Origin of the sequence: Roseovarius amoyensis (assembly GCF_003260265.1) — a bacterium.
Lineage (GTDB): Bacteria > Pseudomonadota > Alphaproteobacteria > Rhodobacterales > Rhodobacteraceae > Roseovarius > Roseovarius amoyensis.
In genome coordinates this window covers 90,296-106,405 of sequence record NZ_QITQ01000002.1, presented here as the reverse complement: position 1 = coordinate 106,405, position 16,110 = coordinate 90,296, and the positions used below count along the sequence as shown (strand labels likewise).

The following is a 16,110-nucleotide window of genomic DNA, read 5'->3' as shown; positions in this document are numbered from 1 at the left end:
GTTCACACAAGTCACGGACCCGCCCGGGAAACGGGCAGGCATGAAGATGTCTGTTCGTGAAAACCTAAAGGACCGGTGGTGCCCGGCTTTGCGCATCACCCACAAGGCGCAGCACCAGGTGCGGCGGCGGCGCAAGGGCAAGCCGGTGAGAGTAATTCAGCGCCAGTTCATGCCAGTCGAGCACCGTTCGCGGCGGCACGTCGACCGCCTTGCCAAAGCTGTGGCACCAATCGCAACCGCTTGAGGATTGCACCTGCTTGACCGGCGCGCCGGTGTCGAGATCGACGACCACGGTTTCGCCACCATATGACGAACACAGCTCGATCAGCAGACCGGCGGCGGGCGACGCTTGCAGGCCGCCGGCCATGGCAAACTGAACGGCAACCCATGTCAGGGCCGGAAAGATCAGCCCGAACCGCCGCCAGAATGATGTTTGCCGTTTACGCATTGGCGTGACGTCACCGCGTTGAACAGCGCCACCGCATTGGTCGCAGCTTGCCTGATCGAAGTCAATTCGCGCGAGAAAGGCGCTGCCCCGCCGCCGTTTATGGCCAGCGGGCGTTCTGCAGCACCACGCGATAGTCGTCAGCGTCTTCGAAGGTGCGTCCATTCCTGTCCCAGTAGGGATTGAACGATGGGACCGGGGCAAACCCCGCCCCGCGCATTCTGTCGACTGCCGCCTGCCAGTCCCCTGCGTCCGGGTAATACAGCACGATCAGGTTATCCTGCGTCGGCGCACGGCCTGCCGCGTGCCCACGGCGGCGCGTGAATTCCAAATGATAGGGCGCGCCCGTGAGGCCCAGCATGACGCCATCGAAACCATCGTGATCCTCGAAATGGCCAAGGACCTCGAACCCCAGCCCATCGCGGTAGAACGCGATCAGGGCGTCCAGGTCGTCTGACGGGCGGGCAAAGCGTATGACCGGCAGGTTTTCCATGTTCGACTGTCTCTTGCAGTGGTGAGTTTCAGATGCTTCCCCTGATTTTCTGATATGCAAGGGGCATAAAGCTGTCGAGCCCCCGGCATTCACAGGCCAAAGCGGACGCGCCGCAACATGTTACATCTCAGATCAAATGTTATCATAACAGTAACATTTTACTTGTGCCGAATCATGCGGGTGCTTATCTCGACCGTGCGGTCGGTTATTTTTCGACGCCGCCAGGGAGGATAGCCAGCATGTATGCCCAGATGGTCAAAAGCACCGGCAAGGGGATCAAGCCGCGCGAGGAGATGAGCGCGCAGGAACGCGCCTTTCAGGACCGGGTCGATGCAGATGAGCGGATAGAGCCGCGCGACTGGATGCCCGATGGCTATCGCCAGAACCTCATCCGCCAGATCGGCCAGCACGCCCACTCCGAAATCGTCGGCCAGCTGCCCGAAGGCAACTGGATCACCCGCGCGCCGACGCTGCAACGCAAGATGATCCTGCTGGCCAAGGTTCAGGACGAGGCCGGTCATGGCCTTTACCTGTACGCCGCCGCCGAAACCCTGGGCGTCAGCCGCGACGACCTGACCGAGGACCTGCTGTCGGGCCGGATGAAATATTCGTCGATCTTCAACTACCCCACGCTGACCTGGGCCGATATCGGCGCGGTGGGCTGGCTGGTCGATGGCGCCGCGATCATGAACCAGGTGCCGCTGCAACGCACATCCTATGGCCCCTATGCCCGCGCGATGGTGCGCATCTGCAAGGAAGAAAGCTTTCACCAGCGCCAGGGCTACGACATCATGATGAAGATGGCCCAGGGCACCGAGGCCCAGCACCGCATGGCCCAGGACGCGCTGAACCGGTTCTGGTATCCCTCACTGATGATGTTCGGCCCCTCGGACACTGAGAGCGTGCATTCGGCCCAGTCGATGGCGTGGAAGATCAAGATCGACACCAATGACGGGCTGCGCCAGAAATTCGTCGACCAGACGGTGCCGCAGGCCGAATATCTGGGCCTTACCGTTCCCGACGAGAACCTGAAATGGAACGAGAAACGCGGACACTACGACTTTTCCCAGCCCGACTGGGACGAGTTTTTTGACGTGCTCAGAGGCAACGGCCCGTGCAACACCGACCGCCTCGGCGCCCGCCGCAATGCGTGGGAGGACGGCGCCTGGGTGCGCGAAGGGCTGCTGGCCCACGCCCGGAAAAAGGCCGCGCGCAAGACCGCCGCGGAATAGGAGGAGACGCAATGAGTTCGGTCAATCCCGGCGCCCTGCCCGAGACGGACGGCAAAAGCACGCCACGGCGCAACGAATGGCCCTTGTGGGAGGTGTTCATCCGTGGCCAGCACGGGCTGAACCACCGCCACGTCGGCAGCCTGCACGCCCCCGATGCCGAGGCGGCGATCCACCACGCGCGCGACGTCTATACCCGCCGCAACGAGGGCGTTTCGATCTGGGTGGCCGAAAGCCGCCACATCGCCGCCACCGCGCCCGGCGACAAGGGGCCGTTGTTCGAACCCTCCGAAAGCAAGGTCTATCGTCACCCGACCTTTTACGACATTCCCGACGACGTGGGGCACATGTGATGGCGGGCAACGACAAGGACGCCCTGCTGAACTTCCTGCTGCGGATGGGCGACAGCGCCCTCATCCTCGGGCATCGCGTGTCGGAATGGTGCGGCCATTCCCCCGTGCTGGAAGAGGACATCGCGCTGGCCAATACCGCGCTCGACCTGATCGGGCAGACCCAGCTTTGGCTGGAATACGCCGCCGAAATCCAGGGCGAGGGCAACAGCGCCGATGACCTTGCATTCCTGCGCGATGCCTGGGATTTCCGCAACTTTCTGCTGGCAGAGCTGCCCAACGGCGACTTCGGGCGCACCATGATGCGCCAGTTCCTGTTCGATGCCTGGGCCTCGATCCTGCTGCCGCGGCTGGCGCAATCCTCTGACCCGCGGGTGGCCGAGATCGCCGCCAAGGCGGCCAAGGAGGCGGCCTATCACCTGGAACGCTCGGCCGATACGGTGGTGGGCCTGGGCGACGGTACTGCCGAAAGCCACGACCGGATGCAGGCGGCACTGGATTACCTGTACCCCTATGTGGGCGAGATGTTCCTGTCCGACGAAGGCGACGCCGCGCTGGCCGCTGCCGGGGTGGCGCCCGACCCCGCCAGCCTGCGCAATGAGTACGACGCGCTGCTGAAACGGGTCATGAACGAGGCCACGCTGGAACTGCCCGACACCCGGTTCACCCATTCCGGCGGGCGCGACGGACGGATGCATACCGAGCATCTGGGGCATCTGCTGTGTTCAATGCAGTGGCTGCAGCGCGCCTATCCGGGCAGCACATGGTGAACGTCATGGCGCGCCCCGGCGCGGATCAGATCTGGCAGTGGCTGGACGAGTTGCCCGACCCCGAGATCCCCGCCATCTCGCTGACCGACCTGGGCGTGATCCGCGATGTCGCCTGGGTGGGGGAAACACTGACCGTCACCGTCACGCCGACCTATTCCGGCTGTCCGGCCACCAGCATCATCAACATGGAAATCGAGGCCACGCTACGCCACCACGGCATCGAAAACCTGGAACTGAAGCGTCAGCTCAGCCCGGCCTGGACCACCGACTGGATCAGCGACGAGGGCCGGCGCAAGTTGCGGGAATACGGCATTGCGCCGCCACAGCCCGCCGGCGGGCCCGACCGTTGCCCGCGTTGCGGCGGCACTGACCTGGAACGGATCAGCCAGTTCGGATCGACGCCGTGCAAGGCACAGTGGCGCTGCCGCGAATGCCTGGAACCGTTCGACTATTTCAAGTGCATCTGAAAGGGGCGCCCGCATGTCGCGCTTTCACGACCTCGAGGTCACAGATATCCGCAAGACCACCCGCGACGCGGTGGTGGTGACGCTGCGCCCGGTCAACGGGGCGGCAGACCATTTCGATTTCGTCCAGGGCCAGTACCTGACCTTTCGCCGTGACTTCGACGGCGAGGAACTGCGCCGGTCCTATTCGATCTGCTCGGGGATGGATGACGGGGTGCTGCAGGTCGGTATCAAGCGGGTCGAGGGCGGCGCCTTTTCCGCCTGGGTCAACGATGAATTGCAGGTGGGCGAGGTGTTGCAGGCAATGCCGCCCATGGGCCGCTTTCACGTCCCGCTCGACGCCGCCGCCCGCGGGCACTATCTGGGCTTTGCGGCCGGATCGGGCATCACCCCGGTCCTGTCGATCATCAGGACCACGCTGAGGCGCGAACCGCATGCGTCCTTTACCCTTGTCTATGCCAACAAGGGCGTGAACACGATCATGTTCCGCGAAGAGCTGGAGGATTTGAAGAACGCCTATCTTGGCCGCTTCAACGTCATCCACGTCCTGGGTACCGACGCGCAGGAAATCGACCTGTTCACCGGGCGGCTGACACAGGGGAAATGCGCCGAGCTGTTTAGGACCGGCTGGGTCGATGTGGCCTCGGCCGACACAGCGTTCATCTGCGGACCCGAGCCGATGATGCTGGACATAGCCGCCGCGCTGCGCGACGCCGGGATGGCGGACGACCGTATCCGGTTCGAACTCTTTGCCTCGGTCCAGCCCGGACGGCTGAAACAACCGCCCCGCGCCGCCCGGGTGGAGGCTACGGGCAAGGGTACGGAAATCACGATCACGCTGGACGGGGCAACCCGCAAGGTCAGCGCCGACGAGGGGCAGAGCCTGCTTGACACCGCGCTGGCCAACGATATCGACGCGCCCTTTGCCTGCCGCGCCGGGGTCTGTTCGACCTGCCGCTGCCGGGTGATCGAGGGCGAGGTCGAAATGGCCGTCAACCACGCGCTGGAGGATTACGAGGTCGAAAAGGGCTATGTCCTGTCCTGCCAGTCCCGCCCGCTGACCGACCGCGTCAGGATCGACTATGATCAGTAAGGGGCGCACGCCATGACCGATGGGATGAGCATTTCCGACTATCTGGCCCAGGGCGGCCGGCTGACCAGCCCCGCCAACGTGCCGCCGCGCTATCGCGCCGAATTGCTGCGGATGATGGCGACCTTCGTCGACAGCGAACTGGCGGGCGCGGCGGGGTTCGCCGACCTGATCAACGCCGCGCCGGGGATAGAGGAACGCATTGCCGCCGCCCGCATCGTGCTGGAAAAGACCGTGCACGCCCAGCGCGTGCTGCGCCAGATGGGCGAATTCGGCGCCGACACGGCCCGCTATTACACCCACCATCCGTGGACAGCCCGGGACAAGCCGGGGGCCGATGCCGCACCCGGGCGCAGCGAACACGACATGCGGCTTTCGGTTTTCAACTATCCGCTGCAGGGCTGGACTGACGCGGTGGTGATGAACCTGCTGATGGGGCGCGCGGTGGTGGTGCAGTTGGGCGAACTGGCGCAGGTTTCCTATCAGCCGCTGGCAGAGACGTTTCGCGGTATCCTGCCGGTCGAGACACGCCATGCCGAATTGGCGCTGGAAGGGGTCGAGCGGCTGTTGCAGACCGAGGGCATCGAGGCGGTGCAGGCGGCGGTCACGCTCTGGTGGCCGCGGGTCGCGGCGTCGTTCGGGATGGATGCCTCGGACAAGTTCGCGCGGGTCAAGGCAATGGGCCTGCGCCACACCCCGAACGCGGACCTGCGCGCGGCATGGGAGCGGGAAACCACCGGGATACTGGCGGCGCTGGGTCTGAAAGCGGCGTAAGCGGGATTTCTGCAAGCCACGCCCATTCTTCGTTCTCACCCCGGGCGCGACCCGAGGTTCGAGATACGGGAAGAAGGCCCCGGCTCTGGCGCCGGGGCGCGAGACCCGGACCGGACCGCCGCCCCCGCCAACGGGTCTCAGACAGGCAGCGGCGCGCCATCCCCCGACGATACCTTGCCGGGGGTTTCCAGCGCCGCGCCGATCCGTTTCAGCGAGGCCGTCGCGCGCGGATCGCTGACGCGATCGCCGAACGCGGCGAGACAAGCATCCAGAAACTCCCGCACATCTTGGGGGCGGTGTGTCATCGGCAGCCTTTCCGTGTTGCCCAGCCCCATTCCTGCACGGAATGCGCCACGGCACAATCGGCCCTAAAGGCCCGGCAGCCCCTTCAGCGTCAGGTCGGCCATCAGGTCGGCGTGATCGGCGCGCGCCTGCGTGCCGGCGCCGCTGTTCCACATGTAATGCCAGTTCAGCATGCCGAAGACCGACATCGTCGCCGCCCGCAAGCGTGCCGTGTCCCCGGCCAGCGCCGGCGGCGCCAGCGCGCCCAGGATCGCCGCCAGGTGGCGCACCATGTCACGCTGATAATCGAGCAGTATTTCACGCTCGGCGGGTGGCAGGCGGTCGACGCCGTTGACCTGCACCCGGTGCTCGTTGTCTGCCCCCTTATAGGCCAGCAGGTATTCACGCAGCGTGACCCGCAGCTGCGCCTCGGGCGAAAGCCCGGCCAGGTCCAGCCCGCAGATACGGTCACGCAGGCCGCGCAGATGGGTTTCGAGGATGTCGTAAAGGATCGCGTCCTTGCTGTCGTAGTAGTGATAGATATTGGCCTTGGAGATGCCGCAGTCGCGGGCAAGCTCGCTCATCGACGCGCGGTCGAACCCCTGGGTGGCAAAGACGCGCGCCGCCGATTTCAGGATCTGCGCGCGCTTTTCGTCGTGGTCACGGGCGATGGTGCGGGCCATGATCTAGCCCCCCGTGCCCGATGCGCGTGTTGCGGTGTTCATCCGTTTCCTTCCCCCTCGTCAAAGACTGTGCCGCGCACGGCCCGCGACAGGCCACGGAACAGCGCGATGCGCCGGCCGGTCTGATCGGTGACGGTGACGTCATAGACGCCGCTGCGCCCGTTAAGGCTGGTTTCCCCGGCCGACGCGCTCAGCACACCGCCGGCATGGGCCGGCGCGAGATAGGTAATGGTGTTGTGCTGGGCCACTGTCGCCTGATTACGGCTGTTGCAGGCATAGGCAAAGGCGCCGTCGGCCAGGGTAAAGGTGACCCCCCCGTGACAGATGCCATGGCCGTTGCAATGGCGCGGCTCGACCGTCAGTTCCAGCACTGCCCGCCCCTCGTCCACCTCGACCAGCCGCACTCCCAGTTCCTGGCTGGCGGCATCGCCCTGCCACATCGCGGCGGCGGCCTTTTCCGCGCGTTCCTTCGGCGTCATGGTCATCGCCCCTGAAAACGCGGCGCGCGCTTTTCCAGAAAGGCCGACACGCCCTCGGCATAATCGGCGCTTTCGCCGCACAGCTTTAGCGCAGCGGCCTCGCGTTCTAGGTGATCCTCCAGCGAGGCGGTTGCGGCGGCCTGGATGCAGGCCTTGGACTGGGCGTAGGACAGCGTCGGCCCCTCGGCGAACCGCGCAGCCATCGCACGCGCCTTGTCCATCAGCGCCGCATCGGGCAGGCATTTCCAGATCAGCCCCCAATCCGCAGCCTGCTGAGCCGAAAACGGTTCGGCCGTCAGCGCCAGTCCCTTGGCGCGTGCCTCGCCCAGAAGGTGTGGCAAATGCCAGCTTCCGCCGGTGTCGGGAATGAGGCCGATCTTGGCGAAGGACTGGATGAAGCGCGCGCTTTCAGCCGCCAGCACCATGTCGCAGGCCAGCGCCAGGTTGGCCCCCGCCCCGGCGGCCGCGCCGTTGACCGCGCAGACCACTGGAAATTCCAGCGCTCGGATCAGCCGCACCAGCGGGGCATAGAATGTTTGCACTGTTTGCCCCAGGTCCGGCGGGCCATCCATCTTGGACGGGTCACGGTCGCCCAGGTCCTGCCCGGCACAGACCCCCCTGCCCGCACCCGTCAGCAGCACAGCACGCTTGCCGCCGTCGCGTGCGGCCTCCAGCGCGGCGTAAAGGGCACGGTGCATCTCTTCGGTAAAGCTGTTCATCCGGTTGGGACGGTTGAGGGTGATCTCAACCCAGCCGCCGTGATCAGTGGTCAGGATCGTGTCACTCATGGCGCTCGCATCTCGCTTGGAATCGTCGGAATGCATGTTGCATAGACCGGCCGGTTGGTCAATAAACAACCATATCGCCCTTTTCTGCAAGGACAGACCGCATGAGCATTCTGGATGTCGCAAGCTTTGCCGCCGGCGAATGGATCACCCCCGATGCCGGGGCGCGCAAGATCGAAAGCGCCATAACCGGCCGGGTGATCGCGCGCGCCGGGCAACAGAACCTGGATACCGGCGCGATGCTGGACTACGCCCACGGGGTCGGCGGGCCAGCCCTGCGCAAGCTGACCTTTCACGACCGTGCCCGCATGCTCAAGGCGCTGGCGCAGCACCTCAACGAACACAAGCAGGCGCTTTACGATCTGTCCTATGACACCGGCGCGACGCTGGCCGACCACCGCTTTGACATCGACGGCGGCATCGGCACGATGTTCGCCTTTGCCTCCAAGGGCCGGCGGGACATGCCCGATGGCCATGTCCTGCCCGACGGCGCGGTCGAACAGTTGTCGAAATCCGGCAGCTTTCTGGGCCAGCACATCTGCACACCGCTGCGGGGCGTGGCAGTGCACATCAACGCCTTCAACTTTCCGGTCTGGGGGATGCTGGAAAAGCTGGCGCCCGCGCTGTTGGCCGGGGTACCGGCGATCGTCAAGCCCGCCACCGCGACCTGCTATGTGACCGAAGCCTGCGTGCGGCTGATGCTGCAATCGGGGCTGCTGCCCGAGGGCGCGCTGCAACTGGTCAGCGGCGGGCTGGGTGACATGCTGAACCGGCTGACATGCCAGGATGTTGTGGGGTTCACCGGGTCTGCGGCGACGGCCAACATGCTGCGCGCGAACCCGAAGCTGTTGGAAAACTCCGTCCGTTTCATGGCCGAGCAGGACAGCCTCAATGCTTCGATCCTCGGCCCCGACGCGGTGCCGGGCACGCCCGAATTCGACCTTTTCATCAAAGAGGCCGCGCGCGAGATCACCACCAAGGCCGGGCAGAAATGCACCGCCATCCGCCGCATTCTGGCGCCGGACGCACAGGTCGGGGCGGTGATCGACGCGCTGTCTGAGCGGCTGAACAAGGTCACTGTCGGCGACCCCCGGCTGAAGGAGACGCGCATGGGGGCGCTGGTCTCTGCCGCGCAGAAACGCGATGTGCTGGAAAAGGTCGCGATGCTGGCAAACGAGGCAGAACGTGTCTTGGGCAACCCGGACGATTTCGCCATCACCGGCGAGGATGTGCAGCAGGGCGCCTTTCTGCCGCCGATGCTGTTTCACTGCACCGACCCCGACCGCGCCACGCGCATCCACGATACCGAGGCATTCGGCCCGGTCTCGACCGTCATGGGTTATCGCGATCTCGACCACGCGGTCGAACTGGCCAATCGCGGCGGCGGGTCGCTGGTTGCCTCGCTGATCACACATGACGCGCAGGTGGCGCGCGGGGTGATCCTGGGCGCGGCTGCCTGGCACGGGCGCATCTACGTTAACGACCGCGTGTCGATGGCCGAGAGCACCGGCCACGGTGTGCCGCTGCCGCACATGGTGCATGGCGGCCCCGGCCGCGCCGGCGGGGGCGAAGAGCTGGGCGGCATTCGCGGGGTCAAGCACTACATGCAGCGCACCGCGGTGCAGGGCTCGCCCGACATGCTGACGGCAATCACCGGGTGCTGGGTGCCGGGCGCCGCCACGCATGAGGGGCCGGCACACCCCTTCCGCCGGCGCTTTTCCGAGCTGACCATTGGTGAGACGCTGTTGACCGCGCCGCGCGCCGTGACAACAGAGGATATCGAGCATTTCGCCCGCTTCACAGGCGACACCTTCTATGCCCACATGGACGACGAAGCCGCCGCGCGAAACCCGTTCTTTCCCGGCCGGGTGGCGCATGGTTACCTGCTCTTGTCCTTTGCCGCCGGTATGTTCGTCGATCCCGATGAGGGGCCGGTGCTGGCCAATACCGGGCTTGATGGCCTGCGCTTCATGAAACCGGTCGTGCCGGGCGACACCATCCGCGTACGCCTGACGGTCAAGGCAAAGACCCCCCGCAACGCGGAATACGGCGAGGTGCGCTGGCGCGTCGCCATCACCAACCAGAATGATGAACCGGTCGCCGAATACGAGCTGTTGACGGTGAACGCCGCTTGAGGCGCGTCAGGGGCGAGGGTAAGCTTTGACCAACATGCAAACCTCCGGCACACAAAGCGAAATCGACCGGCTCGCCGCCTGCGGCCCGCTCCGGACGTGGTCGGTGATCGTCACCGTTCTGGGCGATTTTTGCCGCGACCGAAACGACCGCATCACCGGGCGCGCGTTGCAGGGGGTGCTGGGGCGGATCGGGCTGACGCCGGCCTCGACCCGGGTGGCGCTGCACCGGCTCAAGCGCGACGGCTGGATCGAGAGCGAACGAAACGGGCGCGACGCGGCCTATCGGCTGTCGGAAATGGGCTGGACCGAGACCGCAGCCGTACGTGGCCGCATTTACGCCCCCGATCCGCCGGCCAAGGGGGCAGTCCGCCTGTTGCTGGCCCCGCCACAGGTGGCCGCGCCTGATTTTGCCACTGTCCTGCCCGAGGGCGCGGTGCAGATTGCGCCACGCACCGCGTTGCTGGCGGGGCCGGCCCCGGCAGTGTCGCCGGATATCTGGCACGCGGAACTTACCCCCGGCGCGGTGCCCCGGTGGCTGGCCGACACCCTCCTCGGGGCAGATCTGCGCGAAGATTACGCGCGCCTGGCCGATGCCGCCGGCACCGCGCTGGGGCTGGCGGTACCGACGGATGCGGTGGCGCGCAGCGCCCTGAGGGTGGTGCTCCTGCATCACTGGCGGCGGCTCAGGCTGCGCCACGGCGATCTGCCCGACAACCTGCTGGGCGAGGATTGGGAAGGCGCACGCGCGCGCCGCGCCGTCATGGCCGTGCTGGAACGATTTCCGCGCCCCGCCCTGGACGAACTTTCCCCCTGACGCCGCTCAGGCCAGGCTCGGCAACCACAGCACGATGGCCGGGAACGCCACCAACAGGCCGATCGTCACCGCATCAGCCAGGAAAAACGGCATCACCCCGCGAAAGACATCCTGCACCGACAGGTCCGGGCGCACGCCCGCCACCACGAAGCAGTTCAGCCCGATGGGTGGCGTGATCAGGCAGAACTCTGCCATCTTGACCACCAGGATGCCGAACCAGATCGCGCACATCTCGCCCGACATGCCAAAGGCGCTGTCGGCGGCTGTCACATATTCCCCGCCATTGAGCGCCATCACCGCCGGATAGACCACCGGCAGTGTCAGCAGCAGCATCCCGATGGCGTCCATGAACATCCCCAGCACGGCATAGGCCAGCAGGATGCACACCAGGATCAGCCAGGGTGACATATGCAACGATGTGATCCAGTCGGCAAAGGCGCCGGGCAGATCGGCAAAACCCAGAAAGCGCACATAGATCAGCACCCCCCAGATGATGGTAAAGATCATCACCGTCAGCTTGGCGGTCTCGATCAGCGCCGACTTCAGTTCGGCCCAGCGCATGCCGCGATAAAGCGCCATCAGAAAGACGATGAAGGCACCGACCGCGCCGCCCTCTGTCGGGGTGCCCCAAGCATCGCCAAAGGGGTTGTAGACAAAGAATATGATGATCACCACCACCGCCACGATGGGCAGCGCCGGGGGCAGCGACACCAGCCGTTCGCGCCAGGTAAAGCCGGTGACGGGGGGGCCGACATTCTTGAACAGCACCGCGATGCCGATGATCAGCACGGCATAGATCACCGCCGAGAACGCGCCGGGGATGAACCCCGCGAGCAACAGCTTGCCCACGTCCTGTTCGACGATGATGGCATAGATCACCAGGATCGCCGAGGGTGGGATCAGACTGGCCAGAGTGCCGCCGGCGGCGACGACACCGGCCGCAAAGCGCTTGTTATAGCCCACCTTCAGCATCTCGGGGATGGCGATGCGGGCAAAGACGGCCGCCGTGGCCACCGACGCGCCCGACACCGCCGCGAACCCGGCGGTGGCAAAGACGGTCGAGACCGCCAGCCCCCCCGGCACCCAGGCGATCCAGCGCTTGGCGGCCTCGAACAGCGCCCGCGTCAGCCCCGCGTAATAGGCCAGATAGCCGATCAGGATGAAGGTCGGGATCAGCGACAGGGAATTGGCCGATACCTTGGAATGCGGCACCTGACCGGCGACCTTGACGCTGATTTCCAGCGCCTTGCCGAACCGCTCGGGCGCATACCCGAACCCGTTCCAGCGCAGCCAGACAAGCCCCACGAACCCCGCCAATGCGGCGGCAAAGGCCACGCGCATGCCAAGCACCACCAGCACCAGCATGCCACCTGTTACCCACAGGCCGATTTCAATGGGCTCCATCAGTCGTGCCCCTCAAGCTGTTCGGCCTCGGCGCGGGCGTGTTCGGCAACCGTCTGCACCAGCGGCACCGCCGCCGGGCGTTCTGTTCCCAGCACCAGCGCCCGGCCATAGGCCCAGGCCTGCAGTACCAGCCGCAGGCAGAGCACGGCAAAGGCCACCGGCACCACCAGCTTGGCCGGCCAGATCGGCGCGCTGATGTCGATGGTGCTGTCGCGGCTCCAGAGCGGCAGCGAGAAATCGAAGCTGCGCTGAAAATGCGCCCAACTGCCCCACAGGAGCGCCAGCATCAGGATCAGGATAAGCACCACCGACAAGAGCTCTGCCGCCCACAGCGCGCGGCCCCCGAGCCGCCCTATCAGGATGTCCATGCGGATGTGCCCGCCCTCGCGCTGCACGAAGGAGACGCCGAGGATGGCAATGACCGGCATCAGGAGCTCGATATAATCGACATAGCCCGAAAGCGGCGCATCGAAGAACTTGCGCCCGCCCACCGACCGCACGGCGAGAAACATCAGCGAAAACGCCGCCAGCCCGCTCAGCAGCGCAAAGACCCGCTCCAGCCGCAACAACTTCCTGTCGAGACGACTGAGCAGGCTGCCGTCCTGCAAGACGGTGGACGCGCTGGCCATGTGCCCCTCCCTCGTTTCGGTAGGCCCGGGAACGCGGCGGCCGCCCGGACGCCAGGCGTCAGGCGGCCGCGTTTCACGACGTCACTCGGCGGCGCGCGTCTTTTCCAGCGTCGACATCACCAGGTCATACAGGTCCTGCCCCGGCAGGCCCTGCGCCTTGATGTCGGCAATCCACTGCTCGCGGATCGGATCGGCGGCCTTGGCCCGGAACGCGGCAATCTGTTCGTCCGAGATCATGACTTTCTCGACGCCTTTTTCCTCAAGCACGCTGTCCCAGCGCTTGAGCAGTTCACCGTAGTTGGCAAGGTAATGGTCGATCGCCTCAGGCACCGAACTGTCGAGCGCCTCGCGCTCGGCGTCCGACAGCGCCTCGTAGGCGTCGATGTTGACCACCACCGGGCAGTTCACCGTGCCGGGGTTGAGGTTCGCCGTCCACCAGTCGGCCCGGTTGATGGTGCCAAAGCTCAGATGAGCGTGCTGGGCGAACGAGACCGCATCGACCACGCCCGATTCCATCGCCTGGTAGGCTTCGGTCGCGGTCACCGAGGTGGGCACCGCGCCCACCGCCTTGAACGCCTCGCCGATGCCGCCGGTGGCGCGCACGCGCATGCCGTCGAACTTGGCCAGCGTGTCGCGCGGCTCGCCGGTGCCGACGATGTTGTATTGCGGCATCGGCGACGTCATCACCAGCCGGGCGTTCCACTGCGCCATCTCGTCCTGCACCGCCTGATGGCCATAGACGGCATGGCTGACCGCGACCTCTTCGGTCAGGTTGCTGACGCCGAGGAACGGCAGTTCCAGCACCGTGATCAGACGGTTCTTGTCAGGATGATAGCCGGCGCAGAACTGCGCCATCTCGATCGCGCCAATCGAAATGTTGTCAAGGTTTTCGCGCGGCTTCGACAGCCCGCCATAGCTGACGTTCATGGTGAACTCGCCGCCGGTCTTTTCCGCCACCAGCTCGGCCAGCTTTTCGACATGCTCGGTAAAGGCCCGCCGCTTGCCCCAGACCGAAACGTTCCATTCGGTGGCCATTGCCTCGGCCGCGAAGACGAGGCCAAGGGCGGTGCCGAGGGTCAGTCCCATTACTTTGCGCATGTTTTTTCCTCCCGTTTATCAACTTATGAGGGCCAGCATAAACGGGATGCCCAACATGCCAACTTAAATAATTTCTGCGCGACAGGCCCCCGCTATTCAGCGGCGTCGCGGCGTGGCAGCACCCAGTCGGGGCGCGGGAAATGGCAGGTATAACCGCGGGGATAGCGCTGCAGGTAATCCTGGTGTTCCGGCTCGGCCTCCCAGAAATCGCCCACGGGTTCGACCTCGGTCACGACCTTTCCGGGCCACAGGCCCGAGGCCTCCACATCGGCGATGGTATCCAGCGCGATGCGCCGTTGTTCGTCGCTGCAATAATAGATGGCCGAGCGATAGGACATGCCGACATCGTTGCCTTGGCAGTTGGGCGTGGTCGGGTCATGTATCTGAAAGAACACCTCCAGCAGGCGGCGATAGCTGATCCTGTCGGGATCAAAGACCACCTCGATTGCCTCGGCATGGGTGCCATGGTTGCGGTAGGTGGCGTTGGGCACGTCCCCGCCGCTATAGCCCACTCGGGTGCGAATCACGCCGGGCAGCTTGCGGATCAGGTCCTGCATGCCCCAGAAACAACCCCCCGCCAGAACGGCGCGTTCCTCAGCCATCTTTTTCCTCCAGCCATTTCAGGTAATCACCATAGCCCTCTACCGCCATGTCGTCACGGTGGACGAAACGCAGCGCGGCGGAATTTATGCAATAGCGCATGCCGCCCCGGTCGCGCGGCCCATCGGGAAAGACATGACCCAGATGGCTGTCGCCATGGGCCGAGCGCACCTCGGTCCGCGCCATGCCAAGCGAGTCGTCGCGGTGCTCGCTGATATTCCCGGTGTCCAGCGGCTTGGCAAAGCTGGGCCAGCCGCAACCCGATTCGAACTTGTCGGTCGAGGCGAACAGCGGCTCGCCCGACACCACGTCGACATAGATGCCCGGTTCGTCATGGATGTTGTATTCCCCGGTAAAGGGCCGTTCGGTGCCGCCCTCCTGGGTTACGCGGTATTGCTCTGGCGTCAGCCGCGCAATGGCCTCTTTGCTGCACTTGTATTTCATCGGAATTCCCCCTGCCGTCCGACATGCCTGTGAAAAACAGATGGCACAGACTGCGGCAAATTCAACGGCATTTGCCAAGCCGGCGCAAACGAAAGACTCCACCCGGCATTGCTCCTACTGGCACAGGTGAAGGCGCTGGCGGAACTGGGGTAGGTTGCGAAATCGCGCCGTGATCGCGGCCGGGATACCCGAAGTAGCGGGCAGGGTGGGCGGCAAGCTGTCATTCGCTGCGCCCTCCACCAACGCCCACAATGCTCGATCACGTAAACTTTGAACAACCAAGACCTTGCCCCGACCTGTTTGAATGGTCGGGCCGTTGCCAAAGGGGGGCCCCTCGCAGTAGGCTTTTCGCTCACTCGAAGGGGGCGGCATGCGCAGACAGAGGGCCGCATTCGCAAGTGTAATTGGTGCCGCGGTCGTCGGCGCAATCAGTGTGGCGGGCTATTTGCTCATCCCGGATCGACCGACCCCGCAACTCCTCAACTGGACTGATGTTGAAACGGTGGCCCGGGGGAAGAAACTATACCAGCGCGAATGCTCTGCTTGTCACGGCGCGCTAGAGGGTGGAGCTTCGGCCGCCAGCCGGACTGCGGCGGAACAAGTGGCCCCACCACATGATGTCAACGGTCATACTTGGCAGCACCCGGACTTTGCGTTGTTTCAACTCACCAAGTCGGGAGAGGCCGCGGCCCTGTGCAGAGCCCTCAATCAGGCGGGAATGCCGCAGTTCGCCGATTCGCTCAGTGATCACCAGATTGTCGATGTGCTATCTTACATCAAGTCGACCTGGCCCACGCACATCCGCGCCAAGCAAGACGCTGCCAATACCCTCTACAGCGGCCAGAATACTGCCTATCGGGCTTTGCTCTATCCTTCGGAGTTCTGAAAGCCAGAGTGGGGATCCTCTGGCCATAGTGTTCCATGCAGGATCATGGGCGCACCCGTCGCGACATGGAATAACCGTTTCGGCGCTGCCCCATCGGTCGCGGTGCCCTATAGCGTACCGGTTCCGCGGTCGGTGCCGGTCGGCCGCTCAGCGGGAGCGCGATATTTCAAATGTCCGACGACGTTGTGCATACTGCGGCAGAATTTGTTGCAAACTACGGGGATTGGGTGGCTCGGAATGTTGTTGGTCGATGAAA

General features: G+C 65.0%; 20 protein-coding genes. 9 read left to right on the top strand and 11 right to left on the bottom strand.

What is annotated here, in order from left to right:
* Positions 1 to 64: 64 nt before the first annotated feature.
* Complete coding sequence (locus DL899_RS02425; RefSeq protein ID WP_111732182.1) at positions 65 to 448, bottom strand: DUF2946 family protein; 384 nt, start codon at positions 446 to 448, stop codon at positions 65 to 67.
* Between the two features lie 97 nt (positions 449 to 545).
* Positions 546 to 938, bottom strand: coding sequence for a VOC family protein (locus DL899_RS02420; protein WP_111732181.1), 393 nt, complete (start codon positions 936 to 938; stop codon positions 546 to 548).
* Between the two features lie 239 nt (positions 939 to 1,177).
* On the opposite strand from DL899_RS02420, the gene paaA reads away from it, so the two are divergent.
* The 6 genes from paaA to DL899_RS02390 are packed head-to-tail and all read left to right on the top strand — an operon-like array spanning position 1,178 to position 5,615.
* Positions 1,178 to 2,170, top strand: a complete 993-nt coding sequence (gene paaA, locus DL899_RS02415) for a 1,2-phenylacetyl-CoA epoxidase subunit PaaA (protein ID WP_111732180.1) — start codon at positions 1,178 to 1,180, stop codon at positions 2,168 to 2,170.
* Positions 2,171 to 2,181: 11 nt separating this feature from the next.
* The gene (gene paaB, locus DL899_RS02410) at positions 2,182 to 2,520 is read left to right on the top strand and encodes a 1,2-phenylacetyl-CoA epoxidase subunit PaaB (RefSeq protein WP_111732179.1); all 339 of its coding nucleotides are present in this window, start codon (positions 2,182 to 2,184) and stop codon (positions 2,518 to 2,520) included.
* Positions 2,520 to 3,287 carry a 1,2-phenylacetyl-CoA epoxidase subunit PaaC gene (paaC, locus tag DL899_RS02405; protein WP_111732178.1) on the top strand — a complete coding sequence of 256 codons (768 nt, stop codon included), beginning with the start codon at positions 2,520 to 2,522 and terminating at the stop codon, positions 3,285 to 3,287. The genes paaB and paaC overlap by 1 nt, the downstream gene beginning before the upstream one ends.
* Positions 3,281 to 3,754, top strand: a complete 474-nt coding sequence (gene paaD, locus DL899_RS02400; protein WP_111732177.1) for a 1,2-phenylacetyl-CoA epoxidase subunit PaaD — start codon at positions 3,281 to 3,283, stop codon at positions 3,752 to 3,754. The genes paaC and paaD overlap by 7 nt, the downstream gene beginning before the upstream one ends.
* 13 nt (positions 3,755 to 3,767) lie before the next feature.
* Entirely contained in the window at positions 3,768 to 4,844 is a 1,077-nt protein-coding gene (locus DL899_RS02395; RefSeq protein ID WP_111732176.1) for a 2Fe-2S iron-sulfur cluster-binding protein, read from the top strand.
* Positions 4,845 to 4,856: 12 nt separating this feature from the next.
* Entirely contained in the window at positions 4,857 to 5,615 is a 759-nt protein-coding gene (locus tag DL899_RS02390) for a Phenylacetic acid catabolic protein (protein WP_111732175.1), read from the top strand.
* Between the two features lie 137 nt (positions 5,616 to 5,752).
* Here DL899_RS02390 and DL899_RS02385 read toward each other — a convergent pair whose 3' ends face one another.
* The 4 genes from DL899_RS02385 to paaG form a co-directional block, all read right to left on the bottom strand.
* Positions 5,753 to 5,920, bottom strand: coding sequence for a hypothetical protein (locus DL899_RS02385; RefSeq protein ID WP_162685465.1), 168 nt, complete (start codon positions 5,918 to 5,920; stop codon positions 5,753 to 5,755).
* A gap of 63 nt (positions 5,921 to 5,983) precedes the next feature.
* Positions 5,984 to 6,580 carry a TetR/AcrR family transcriptional regulator gene (locus DL899_RS02380; protein WP_111732173.1) on the bottom strand — a complete coding sequence of 199 codons (597 nt, stop codon included), beginning with the start codon at positions 6,578 to 6,580 and terminating at the stop codon, positions 5,984 to 5,986.
* 38 nt (positions 6,581 to 6,618) lie between these two features.
* Complete coding sequence (gene paaI, locus DL899_RS02375) at positions 6,619 to 7,059, bottom strand: hydroxyphenylacetyl-CoA thioesterase PaaI (RefSeq protein ID WP_111732569.1); 441 nt, start codon at positions 7,057 to 7,059, stop codon at positions 6,619 to 6,621.
* A 2-nt stretch (positions 7,060 to 7,061) separates the two neighbouring features.
* Positions 7,062 to 7,847 carry a 2-(1,2-epoxy-1,2-dihydrophenyl)acetyl-CoA isomerase PaaG gene (gene paaG / locus DL899_RS02370; RefSeq protein ID WP_111732172.1) on the bottom strand — a complete coding sequence of 262 codons (786 nt, stop codon included), beginning with the start codon at positions 7,845 to 7,847 and terminating at the stop codon, positions 7,062 to 7,064.
* A gap of 101 nt (positions 7,848 to 7,948) precedes the next feature.
* Here paaG and paaZ point away from each other — a divergent pair, with 101 nt between their 5' ends.
* Complete coding sequence (gene paaZ / locus DL899_RS02365) at positions 7,949 to 9,979, top strand: phenylacetic acid degradation bifunctional protein PaaZ (protein WP_111732171.1); 2,031 nt, start codon at positions 7,949 to 7,951, stop codon at positions 9,977 to 9,979.
* Positions 9,980 to 10,013: 34 nt separating this feature from the next.
* Entirely contained in the window at positions 10,014 to 10,793 is a 780-nt protein-coding gene (locus DL899_RS02360) for a PaaX family transcriptional regulator C-terminal domain-containing protein (protein WP_111732170.1), read from the top strand.
* 6 nt (positions 10,794 to 10,799) lie between these two features.
* Here DL899_RS02360 and DL899_RS02355 read toward each other — a convergent pair whose 3' ends face one another.
* The 5 genes from DL899_RS02355 to msrB form a co-directional block, all read right to left on the bottom strand.
* Entirely contained in the window at positions 10,800 to 12,197 is a 1,398-nt protein-coding gene (locus DL899_RS02355; protein WP_111732169.1) for a TRAP transporter large permease, read from the bottom strand.
* Positions 12,197 to 12,826, bottom strand: a complete 630-nt coding sequence (locus DL899_RS02350) for a TRAP transporter small permease subunit (protein WP_111732168.1) — start codon at positions 12,824 to 12,826, stop codon at positions 12,197 to 12,199. Before DL899_RS02350 ends, DL899_RS02355 begins: the two co-directional genes overlap by 1 nt.
* An 81-nt stretch (positions 12,827 to 12,907) precedes the next feature.
* Positions 12,908 to 13,924 carry a C4-dicarboxylate TRAP transporter substrate-binding protein gene (locus DL899_RS02345; RefSeq protein ID WP_111732167.1) on the bottom strand — a complete coding sequence of 339 codons (1,017 nt, stop codon included), beginning with the start codon at positions 13,922 to 13,924 and terminating at the stop codon, positions 12,908 to 12,910.
* A gap of 92 nt (positions 13,925 to 14,016) precedes the next feature.
* Positions 14,017 to 14,526 carry a peptide-methionine (S)-S-oxide reductase MsrA gene (msrA, locus tag DL899_RS02340; RefSeq protein WP_111732166.1) on the bottom strand — a complete coding sequence of 170 codons (510 nt, stop codon included), beginning with the start codon at positions 14,524 to 14,526 and terminating at the stop codon, positions 14,017 to 14,019.
* Positions 14,519 to 14,968, bottom strand: a complete 450-nt coding sequence (msrB, locus tag DL899_RS02335; RefSeq protein WP_111732165.1) for a peptide-methionine (R)-S-oxide reductase MsrB — start codon at positions 14,966 to 14,968, stop codon at positions 14,519 to 14,521. Before msrB ends, msrA begins: the two co-directional genes overlap by 8 nt.
* 370 nt (positions 14,969 to 15,338) lie before the next feature.
* Here msrB and DL899_RS02330 point away from each other — a divergent pair, with 370 nt between their 5' ends.
* Positions 15,339 to 15,854: a c-type cytochrome gene (locus tag DL899_RS02330; protein ID WP_111732164.1), complete on the top strand. Its 516-nt coding sequence runs from the start codon at positions 15,339 to 15,341 to the stop codon at positions 15,852 to 15,854.
* The last annotated feature ends 256 nt before the right edge of the window (positions 15,855 to 16,110 follow it).